General features: G+C 72.5%; 10 protein-coding genes. 7 read left to right on the forward strand and 3 right to left on the reverse strand.

The features are described 5' to 3' along the window. Nucleotides 1-132: 132 nt before the first annotated feature. From ABZ845_RS18905 to ABZ845_RS18930, 6 genes are all read left to right on the forward strand, one after another. On the forward strand, nt 133-1,239 hold the full coding sequence (locus ABZ845_RS18905; protein WP_360980682.1) for a DUF4190 domain-containing protein: 1,107 nt from the start codon (nt 133-135) through the stop codon (nt 1,237-1,239). A 147-nt stretch (nt 1,240-1,386) separates the two neighbouring features. Further along, nucleotides 1,387-2,139 (forward strand): GntR family transcriptional regulator, encoded by a 753-nt coding sequence (locus tag ABZ845_RS18910; RefSeq protein WP_360980685.1) that lies wholly within the window; start codon nt 1,387-1,389, stop codon nt 2,137-2,139. A 312-nt stretch (nt 2,140-2,451) separates the two neighbouring features. Beyond that, nucleotides 2,452-2,634: an SPOR domain-containing protein gene (locus tag ABZ845_RS18915; protein ID WP_360980688.1), complete on the forward strand. Its 183-nt coding sequence runs from the start codon at nt 2,452-2,454 to the stop codon at nt 2,632-2,634. A 21-nt stretch (nt 2,635-2,655) separates the two neighbouring features. After that, complete coding sequence (locus ABZ845_RS18920) at nt 2,656-3,057, forward strand: (deoxy)nucleoside triphosphate pyrophosphohydrolase (protein WP_360980691.1); 402 nt, start codon at nt 2,656-2,658, stop codon at nt 3,055-3,057. Between the two features lie 117 nt (nt 3,058-3,174). Next, nucleotides 3,175-3,582 (forward strand): ATP-binding protein, encoded by a 408-nt coding sequence (locus ABZ845_RS18925; protein WP_360980694.1) that lies wholly within the window; start codon nt 3,175-3,177, stop codon nt 3,580-3,582. 247 nt (nt 3,583-3,829) lie between these two features. Then, nucleotides 3,830-6,469: a SpoIIE family protein phosphatase gene (locus ABZ845_RS18930; protein ID WP_360980697.1), complete on the forward strand. Its 2,640-nt coding sequence runs from the start codon at nt 3,830-3,832 to the stop codon at nt 6,467-6,469. A gap of 30 nt (nt 6,470-6,499) precedes the next feature. On the opposite strand, the gene ABZ845_RS18935 is transcribed toward ABZ845_RS18930, so the two are convergent. After that, a complete protein-coding gene (locus ABZ845_RS18935) occupies nt 6,500-8,059 on the reverse strand; it encodes a TPM domain-containing protein (protein ID WP_360980700.1) in 1,560 nt (519 codons plus the stop codon). Nucleotides 8,060-8,210: 151 nt separating this feature from the next. Between ABZ845_RS18935 and ABZ845_RS18940 the strand changes: the two genes are divergently transcribed. Then, complete coding sequence (locus ABZ845_RS18940; RefSeq protein WP_360980703.1) at nt 8,211-8,510, forward strand: hypothetical protein; 300 nt, start codon at nt 8,211-8,213, stop codon at nt 8,508-8,510. A 35-nt stretch (nt 8,511-8,545) separates the two neighbouring features. Here the strand turns inward: ABZ845_RS18940 and ABZ845_RS18945 are convergent, their stop codons facing one another. Both ABZ845_RS18945 and ABZ845_RS18950 read right to left on the reverse strand, forming a co-directional pair. After that, nucleotides 8,546-9,322 (reverse strand): succinate dehydrogenase/fumarate reductase iron-sulfur subunit, encoded by a 777-nt coding sequence (locus ABZ845_RS18945; RefSeq protein ID WP_360980706.1) that lies wholly within the window; start codon nt 9,320-9,322, stop codon nt 8,546-8,548. Continuing rightward, on the reverse strand, nt 9,319-10,316 hold a 998-nt coding region (locus ABZ845_RS18950), incomplete at its 5' end, for an FAD-binding protein (protein ID WP_360980709.1). The genes ABZ845_RS18950 and ABZ845_RS18945, both read right to left, overlap by 4 nt.

The raw sequence follows: 10,316 nt of genomic DNA on the forward strand, positions 1-10,316 counted from the left end.
CTGCACAGTTGTGCACACAGTGCGAGGAGCACGGCGCCCGTGTCCATACCCCCGCCCCCCGGACCTCAGCAGCCCGGGGGTCACAGTCCGCAGGGTCCGCCGGGTCCTTACGGTCAGCCCTACGGGAACGGGTTGCCGTACCAGACCTGGGGGCAGGGGTACTCCCCGTACAACCGCCCCGCGCCCGTCAACGGGCTCGCGATCACCGCGCTCGTGCTCGGCATCCTGTGCTGTCTGCCCGGGGTCGGACTCGTCCTCGGGCTGATCGCGCTCAGGCAGATCAAGCGCCGCGGCGAGCAGGGCCACGGGCTCGCGGTCGGCGGCATGGTGCTGTCCATGCTCGGGCTCTTCGTGTGGGTGCTCGCCCTCGCGTCGGGCGCCGCGCACGACTTCTGGGACGGCGTCAGGAGCGGGGCGCAGAAGGCGCGCGCCGTCAGCGCGACCTACTCCGTGCGCAAGGGTGAGTGCTTCGATTCCCTGGACGGCTCGCTCACGGGGGAGATGCACGGCATCCGCAAGGTGCCCTGCTCCGGCGAACACCAGGCCGAGGTGTTCGCGTACTTCGCGCTGCCCGGCGGCGTCTACCCCGGCAACCCCGAGGTCCGCGAGGAGGCCGAGGGCAGGTGCAACGCGCTGCGGAGCGCGTACGCGATGGACTCCTGGGCTGTCCCCGATGACGTCCACGTCTACTACATCAGGCCCGACGGTCAGGCCTGGTCCCGCGGCGAGCACCATGTCATCTGCATGTTCGGCGGCACCGGCGACCAGGCCACCCTGACCGGCACCCTGCGCCGGGACGCCACGGACCTCACCGCGGACGAGGCCGCCTATCTGCGGGCGGACGGCGTTCTGTACACGGCGCTGGGCAGCGCGCCCACCCATGTCAGGAGTGCGGGGGACGACCTGCCGAGCTGCAAGGCATGGGCCGCCCGGGTCGCCACGGCGCTCGACGTCCAGACCCGTCAACTTCACGCCCGCACATGGGGGAACGGCGCGGGGCCTTCCGTCGAGGGCCAGGTCAAGGCCCTGGAGCAGGCGCGCGAGGAGTGGAGCGAGGCCGCGCGGGCGGCGGACGTCCACACCTTCTACGCCCACTACGACCGCGGCACCGCACTCCTGGAGGGCCGCGCCGCCGTCACCGCCCGCAAGGCTCTGGGGCTCGCCACGACCCCGCCGTCGCACGCCACGGAGGGTGAGGGCATCGGAAACCCGGATGAGAACCCGGGAAAACAGGTGTGACGGAGGCAGAAGCGGGGAGAAACGGCCTGCATAGAGCGTTTACCCGGCCGAAGTCATCACTTCGAGTGATTCTTTGGCCTGCGCTTGCGTGACACAACCCACGGTTGCCACTCTGTCGCTGTCTGTACAAGCTGATGGGAGCGGCCAGTGACTTTCGGTGAGCAGCCGGCGTATCTGCGTGTCGCGGGTGATCTTCGCAAGAAGATCGTCGACGGACTGCTGCCGCCCCACACCCGCCTCCCGTCCCAGGCCCGCATCCGCGAGGAGTACGGCGTCTCGGACACGGTCGCCCTGGAGGCGCGCAAGGTGCTGATGGCCGAGGGGCTGGTCGAGGGCCGCTCCGGGTCGGGCACCTATGTGCGGGAGCGCCCGGTGCCGCGCCGGGTGTCCCGCTCCGGGTTCCGTCCCCACAGCGGTGCCACTCCCTTCCGCCAGGAGCAGGCGGACGCCGCGGCGCGCGGCACCTGGGATTCGCACAGCCGGCAGACGGAGGCGATCGGCGCGATCGCCCAGCGGCTGGCCATCCAGCCGGGCGACCGCGTGATGTGCACGAAGTACGTGTTCCGGGACGCGGGCGAGGTGATGATGCTCTCCACGTCGTGGGAGCCGCTCGCCGTGACCGGCCGCACCCCCGTGATGCTCCCGGAGGAGGGGCCGCTCGGCGGCATGGGCGTCGTCGAGCGCATGGCGGCCATCGATGTGGTCGTGGACAACGTCACGGAGGAGGTCGGCGCCCGCCCCGGCCTCGCGGAGGAACTGCTGGCGCTGGGCGGGGTGCCCGGCCATGTGGTGCTGGTCATCCAGCGGACGTACTACGCCTCGGGCCGCCCGGTGGAGACGGCGGACGTGGTGGTGCCGGCGGACCGCTACCGGGTGGCCTACCACCTGCCGGTGAAGTAGCGGCCCGGTCCGCGGGAACGCGCCCCCGCGCGGGCGGGTGTGACCTCGAAAGCGGTTGCAATCCGGCCGTTCTCGAGGCCGTGCGCCTCGGTATCTGGTGCGCCGCTGCCGTCTGCGGTGCGTGCGCCGGGGGCGTACGGGACGGCGCGTTCGGCGGTGTGCGCCCTTTCCCGGTTGGCTTGTTGCGTACCTCTTTGTGAGAAGTCGTAATCGCTGCGTAAAGGTTAGGCGTAGGCTCGGGCATATGCGCAGTGCGGTTTCCTTGGTGTGCGGGGCGCGGCGGAATCCGGGGACGGGAAGTGGAGGCGCGCGGTGAACGACGGCACGATCGCTCTTCCCTGGCACGTCATACGGCAGGACGACAACGGCAACCGCTACCGCGTGGGCAGGTACGCGACCCGTGCCGAGGCCCAGAAGATCGTGGACGCCCTGGAGAGCAGCGGCCACAAGCAGCTCTACTGGGTGGAGCGTGTGGGGCCGAACCCGGGCATGTGAGGGTGCCGTAGGCTCCCGCGCATGACGCAACCGATCCTGGTGGTCGGAGCCGCCCTGCTGAGCGGCAACCGCCTCCTCGCCGCCCGCCGCAGCGCACCGGCCGAACTCGCCGGACGCTGGGAACTGCCCGGCGGCAAGGTCGAGCCCGGTGAGCGCCCGGAGCATGCGCTGGCGCGCGAACTGCACGAGGAGCTGGGCGTCAGGGCGGAACCCGTCGAGCGCGTGCCGGGTCAGTGGCCCCTGAAGCCCGGCTACATCCTCCAGGTCTGGACGGCCCACCTCCTGACCGGGACCCCCGAGCCCCTGGAGGACCACGACGCCCTGCGCTGGCTTGCCCCCGAGGAGATCTGGGATGTGCCCTGGCTGGACCAGGACGTGCCGGCGGTCCGGGCGGTCCTGGCGGCCTGGGATCGCATCGGATAGGGACGCGGCGAACCGTACGCCACGCGCCGCGGACAACGACGGTATCGGCGCTCGATACCGGGTATGTCCCCCTTAGGCACACGAAACCGGACATCGCAGGGCCCTTGGGTCGGGGAAGTGATCGGCGTGCTCGACTCCCACGGCGAAAGCGCCGAGTGGACATTCCCCGCCGACCCCAGCGCGGTACGCATCGCTCGCGCCGCGGTGAGGGGCCAGCTGCGCACCTGGGGCCTGGAGGAGTTGGGGGACGTCACGACGCTGCTGGTCAGCGAGCTGGTGACCAACTCGCTGCGGCATGCCGCCGGCCCCATCGGAGTGCGCATGGTGCGCGCCGACGGATCCGCCCCGCATCTGCTGGTCGAGGTCTCCGACCCGCTGCCCGACCCGCCGCGCGCGCGGACCGCGCGGCACGACGACGAGGACGGCCGCGGACTCCAGCTGGTCGCGCACTCCTCACGCCGCTGGGGCACCCGGCCCGCGAACTCCGGCAAGACGGTCTGGTTCGAGCTCGCGGTCCCCGCCTGACCACACCCCGTCAGCCTCCCCTGGAGCGGACCGAAAGGTTCCGGCCACGGGCGTTGACCGAACTCTTTGGTTCGACGGACCTCCACCTGGTTAGAAGACTGGAAGTATTGCCTGGCCGGTCCAAAAACGATCGGGACCGTGCTGTGATCGTGAACACCGTGTTGTGCGGCACCGTAGTGCTGGATACTGCGGGCAGCCGCCCCCGGTGACCGGTGCCGGGCGCGGTGAGCTGGAGGGGACGGTTCGCGTGAGCGAGATACCAGCGAAGGCCACGGAGTCCGAGGACCCGTCGGACGGCGCTCGGGCCGCGGAGGCGGAGGAGGCTGCGGAGGCCGAGGACGTGCTCGATTCCGGCGCGTCCGGGCAAGCCCCCGGCGCGCCGGGCGGCGTCACCATGTGGCAGAGCAGTGCGCCCGGCTCCATCTACGACTACATCAAGGTCGCCTCGTTCTCCATCGGCCCCGACGGGCACGTCGATCAGTGGAGCCTGCGGGCCGAGCAGATCTTCGGGATCCCCGCCGAGCGGGCCGTCGGCCTGGACCCCATCGCCGCGTTCATCACCCCGCAGCTGCGCGAGCGCGGCCAGCGCAAGATGGCCGAGATCCTCGACGGCCGGGAGTGGACCGGCGTCATCCCCTTCCGCGCACCCGACGGGAGCGGGGCCGAGGGGCTCGCCGAGGTCTACGTCATGCCCACCACGACGGAAGACGGCGAGCGGGCCGCCGTGTGCATCATCGTGGACGTCCGCACGCTGCGCAGCATCGAGACCGACCTCGCCGCCTCGCAGGCGATTTTCGGCCAATCTCCCTTCGGTTTCCTGCTGATCGACGCGGACCTGCGGGTGCGGCGCGCCAACCAGCGCTTCGCCGCCACCTTCGGCGGCACCCCGGACGAGCACCGTGGCCGCTCCGTTCATCACTATCTGCAGTCCCCGGAGGCAGAGCGCGTCTCGGCGACCCTGCGCCGTGTCCTGGAGACCGGCGAGTCGATCACGGACATGCATGTCTCGGGCACCATCCCCGGCAGCGACGAGCGCAGGCACTGGTCCGTCAACCTCTACCGCGTGCACAGCGGAAGCGGACATCCCATCGGAATCGCCTGGCTCGGAACCGACATCACCTCCCGCCGCGAGGCCGCCCGCGAGGCCGCCGCCGCCCGCCGCAACCTCGCCCTCCTCAACGAGGCGGGCGCCCGCATCGGCAACTCGCTCGACCTGGAGACCACCGCGCGCGAACTCCTCGACGTGGTCGTCCCCGGCTTCTGCGACCTCGCCACCGTCGACCTCTACCAGGGTCTCCTGGCCGGCGACGAGACCCCGCCGGGCCTGGCCGACGGCAGCGCCGAACTGCGCCGTGTCGCGTTCGCCAGCGCCGTCTCGGACACGCCGTTCGACGACGGGCCCGAGACCGTCGACGTCGGCGCCGTCCACCACTACGCCTTCAACTCCCCCTGCGCGGACGCCCTGCGCACAGCACGGCCCCGGCACATCCCCGCCGAGGACGGGGGCCTGATCCAGTCCACGCTCGCGGTCCCGATGGTCGCGCACGACACCGTGGTCGGCCTCGCCCAGTTCTCCCGTACGAAGGGCAGCGAGCCCTTCGGGGAACGCGACCGCGCGCTCGCGGTGGAACTGGCCGCACGCGCCGCCGTCTGCATCGACAACGCCCGCCTGTACCGCAGGGAGCACGAACGGGCGCTGATACTGCAGCGGTCCCTGCTGCCGCCGGGCGACCCCGAGGCCTCCGGCCTGGACATCGCCTGCCGCTATCTGCCGGGCAACGCGGCCACCGGGCGGCCCAGCGAGGTCGGCGGCGACTGGTTCGACGTCATCGAACTGCCGGGCCACCGCACCGCGCTCGTGGTCGGCGACGTCATGGGGCGTGGACTGCGCGCCGCCGTCGCCATGGGCGAACTCCGCACGGCCGTGAGGACCTTGGCACAGCTCGACCTCGAACCGGCCGAGGTCCTCGCACAACTTGACGAGATCGCGCGCGGCCTCGGCGCCCCGGGGGGCGTGCAGCAGGCGACCCGCGCCGCACGCCGGCCCCGCGAGGCGGACCTGTCCGAGGTGTACCTCGCGACCTGCGTGTACGCGGTCTACGACTCCGTCACCCGCCGCTGCACCTTCGCCAACGCCGGCCATCTGCCGCCGGTGCTCGTCGAACCGGGGGAACCGGCCCTGATGCTGGACGTCCCGCCCGGGATGCCGCTGGGCGTGGGCGGTGAGCCGTTCGAGGAGGTGGAGGTCGAACTGCCGGAGGGCGCGCTGCTCGCGCTCTACACGGACGGCCTCGTGGAGTCCCGCGACCACCCCCTGGACGAGGGCCTCCAGGCGTTCGTCGGGGCGCTGACCGACCCCTCGCAGCCGCTGGAGGACGTCTGCGACCACGTCCTCAACACCCTCGACACCCATCACGGCGAGGACGACCTCGCGCTGCTGATGGCCCGGGTGCAGGGACTGCCCGCGGAGTCCGTGGGCGACTGGACGCTGCCGCGTGAGCCGCGCAGCGTCGGCCGCGCCCGGGAGTACGCGCGCGCCCGGCTCCTCGCCTGGGACCTCGAGCCCCTGGTGGACACGGCGGAGCTGCTGGTCAGCGAGCTGGTCACCAACGCCCTTCGCTACGGCGAGGGGGAGATCAGACTGCGGCTGCTGCTCGACCGGACGCTGGTGTGCGAGGTATGGGACGCGGGCCTGGTCCAGCCGCGCCGCCGCCGCGCCAGGGACACCGACGAGGGGGGCCGCGGGCTGCAACTGGTCGGCCTGCTCTCAGCGGCCTGGGGCTCGCGCCGCACCCCGCGCGGCAAGACGGTGTGGTTCGAACTCCCGCTACCGGACGGCGAACACGGCCTCACCGATCCGGCGGAGGCGCTGCTGAGCCTGTTCTGAGCTTCTGAGCGGCCGGGTGCGCCAGAGAGCTCAAGGGCCCTCGGAAGGCGCGCTGTCCGGCTCCAGCGGGCGGAACAGATCGCCGCCGTCCCCGCGCCCGCGTGTGGCAGGTCCGCCGTAGTGCGCGGGGCCGCCCTCGCCCGGGCGGTGGGGGGCCGAGAGCAGGATGCCGCCCAGCACGGCGCTTCCCGTCCAGATCCCTTCGCCGTACGGCGTCCCGAACGCGCGGACGTCCCGCTCCGCGAGCTGCCTCGCCTGCCGGGCCAGTGCGTCCGCCTCACGCGCGTCGGCCAGCGCTCCGGCCGGCGGCGCGTCCGTGCTCCCGGCCTCGCGCAGCCGCCGCCCCGCCTCCGCGAGCCGCGTCCTGGCCTCGCAGCCGATGGCTCCGCGATGCGTCGTCACATAGTCGGACGTGGCACGAACGGTGCCGTCCGCGACGAGCAGCGCCCGTTCGAGGCGCCCGAGCGCGCGCGTCCCCTCCGGCAGGCGGCGCAGGGCCCGGTCCAGCCCGGCTCCCGCCCCTTCGATCCGGCGCAGCGCACCGACCGGGTCGCACCGTATCCGCGGCTCCTGCCCCGCGTCGGCCTCGCCGCGGGCGTCCTCCTGGACCTCCTCGCCGCCCGCGCCGCAGGAGGCGTCCGCACCGCCTTTCCCCCCGGCCGCCCCCTCCCGGCACTCCTCGCGCACCGCGGCCACCACCGACTCCCCGTACGCGATCCGACCGCGCAGGTCCGCCCGGGCGGAGCCGGTGCCCAGCTGCTCGCGGGCCTGAGCCAGGTCGCACTCGGTCGCGGTCAGAGCGTCCGGCAGGGCGGACCGCACTGCGGTCAGGCCGGACGAGAGCCGGGTGATGCCGTCCAGCAGCAGCTCCGCCTGGCCGACCGCGGCCTCGACGGCCCGCAGATGGGCCACCGCGTCGGCCTGCTCGCCCCGGTCCAGGGCCCGGCGCGCCCGGCCCAGGCAGGTCGTGGCGAACATCAGCCGGCCCTTGGCCTGTTCGTCGTGGCCCGCCACCGGCAGGTACGCCGACAGCGCATACCGCTCGCGCAGCCCCGCGAGCGTGCCGTCCGCGTCCCCGACCCGCGCCGCAAGCTCCCGAAACCGCAGCTCGGCGTACTCCACCGCCTCGCGCGCGGTCCGCTCGAGCGCCCGGACCTGGTCGAATCCGGCGGCCTCCGTGTCCAGCCGCCGCCCGGCCGCCTCGCACCGCGAGACGATGTCCGCCAGCACCACCCGCGCCTCGCCCTGCCCGTCGTCCAGCCGCTGCCGCATCGCGAACGCCTCCGCCAGCTTCGCCCCGGCGAACTCCACGGCCTCCGTGTACGGTCGCAGTACCTCGTTCCCGAACTGCCCGGCCACGTAGTCGAGTTCCTCCCGGCTCGCCCGGACGCTGTCGTCCGTCTCGATGAGCGACAGGACGGCCCGGTGGTCGAGTTCATCGAGCGGCACCACCGTGGTCGCGCCCCCGCCCGGTGTCGTCCGGGTCGCCGCACGCAGCCTGCGCCGCAGCGACGCGTACGCCGTCACGGCCACGGCGGCGACCGCGGCCACCAGCGGCAGCACCAGGTCGCCCGTAGAGGTCGGCGTCACATTTCGGAGCGTAGGACCGATCGGGCGGCACCGCGAGTGGGGTGCACCCGATACGGCACGCCCGGATTCGGCGGGGGCCCGTGTGGTGCGGCACCGGCGGCAGTGCCATGATCGGCCCCGCGGCCACGGGAGCCGGACAGGGGTGGGGAACATGCTGCACATCGCGTCGCTGATCAGCGTAGGGGTGGCCATGGTGCTCTACGCCGTCAGCGGTGTCGTGGCGATCACGACCAACCGGATGGTGGCGTGGCAGCGGCGGGCCGTCCTGCGGCCCCGGCTGTGGGGCGGCGGGGCTCTGGCGCTCGCCGGGGGGCTGGGGCTGGTGAGATGCGCAGGCTCCGTGCGCGACCTGACCGCCGCCGACGTCCTCTTCCCCGCCGGCCTGCTTCTGCTGCTCACCGGGGCGCTGCTCCAGATCCTCGGCAGGCGCCCCGGCCGCACGGCCGTGTGACGACCGCGCGGACCGTGCCCCAGGCGGCATCCTCCTCAGCTGTCCGCGGCACGCCTCCTGATCCTCGACCCCAGCCACACCAGCGGGTCGTACTTGCGGTCGACGGCACGCTCCTTCAGCGGGATCAGCGCATTGTCCGTGATCCTGATGCCCTCGGGGCACACCTCGGTGCAGCACTTGGTGATGTTGCAGTAGCCGAGCCCGTGCTCGTCCTGGGCGGCGCGCCCCCGGTCCAGGCCGGTCTCGTCCGCCGAGTCCAGCGGGTGCATGTCCAGCTCCGCCACCCGCATCAGGAAGCGCGGGCCCGCGAAGGCATCCTTGTTCTCCTCGTGGTCACGGACCACATGGCAGGTGTCCTGGCACAGGAAGCACTCGATGCACTTGCGAAACTCCTGAGAGCGCTCCACGTCCTCCTGCATCATGCGGTACTCGCCGGGCGCGAGCCCCCGTGGCGGCACGAAGGCGGGGACCTCCCGCGCCTTCTGGTAGTTGAAGCCCACGTCCGTCACGAGGTCGCGGATCACCGGGAAGGCCCGCAACGGCGTCACCGTGATCGTCTCGTCACGGCCGAACACCGACATCCGCGTCATGCACATCAGCCGCGGACGGCCGTTGATCTCCGCCGAGCACGAACCGCACTTGCCCGCCTTGCAGTTCCAGCGCACGGCGAGGTCCGGGGCCTGGGTCGCCTGGAGGCGGTGGATGATGTCCAGTACGACCTCGCCGTCATTGACCTCGACCTTGAAGTCCTCCAGGCCGCCGCCCCCCACATCACCCCGCCACACCTTGAAGCGGGCGTCGTAGGTGCTCATTCGTAAAGCTCCTCTTCGGCGAGGTACTTGACCAGCTCCTCCTTCTCGAAGAGGGCGAGCAGGTCGGGACGGATGGCTTCGGTGGTCTGACGGGAGAGCGTGATCTGGCCGCGGACCGGATCGGTCGCGGCCAGACCCCCGGTGGGGTCGGTCAGCCGGCACAGGAGATTGACGCGGCGCCAGGCGCGGTCCATTCCCGGAAAGTCCTCCCGGGTGTGGCCGCCGCGCGACTCGGTGCGTTCCAGGGCCGCCCGTGCCACGCACTCGCTGACCAGCAGCATGTTCCGCAGGTCCAGGGCGAGATGCCAGCCGGGGTTGAACTGCCGGTGGCCCTCCACCCCGGCCCGCCGCGCCCGTACGCGCAGCTCCGCGAGCTTCTCCAGGGCCTGGGCCATCTCGCCCTCGCGGCGGATGATGCCGACCAGGTCGTTCATCGTCTGCTGGAGCTCCTGGTGGAGGGCGTACGGGTTCTCCGGGGGGCGGCTTTGCTTCTCGGCGTCCTCGCCCGGTGCCGGGCCTTCGGCAGAGAACGGGCGCAGCGCCTCCGCCGCCGCCGCGTCGATCTGGGCGTCGTCCATGAGCGGCCGTCCCTCGGCGAGCCCTGCCGCGTACTCGGCCGCGTGCCGGCCCGCCCGGCGTCCGAACACCAGCAGATCGGAGAGCGAGTTGCCGCCGAGCCGGTTGGAGCCGTGCATCCCGCCCGCGACCTCCCCGGCCGCGTACAGTCCGGACATCCCGCGCGCCGCCGCCGTGTCCGAGTCGACGGCGATACCGCCCATCACGTAGTGGCAGGTCGGCCCGACCTCCATCGCCTCCGCCGTGATGTCGACATCCGCCAGCTCCTTGAACTGGTGGTACATCGAGGGCAGCCGGCGCCGGATGACCTCGGCGGGCATCCGCGTCGACACATCGAGGAAGACCCCTCCGTGCGGGGACCCGCGGCCCGCCTTCACCTCGGAGTTGATGGCGCGGGCCACCTCGTCGCGGGGGAGCA

The sequence above is a fragment of the Streptomyces sp. NPDC047022 genome (assembly GCF_040644155.1).
Taxonomy (GTDB): Bacteria; Actinomycetota; Actinomycetes; order Streptomycetales; family Streptomycetaceae; genus Streptomyces.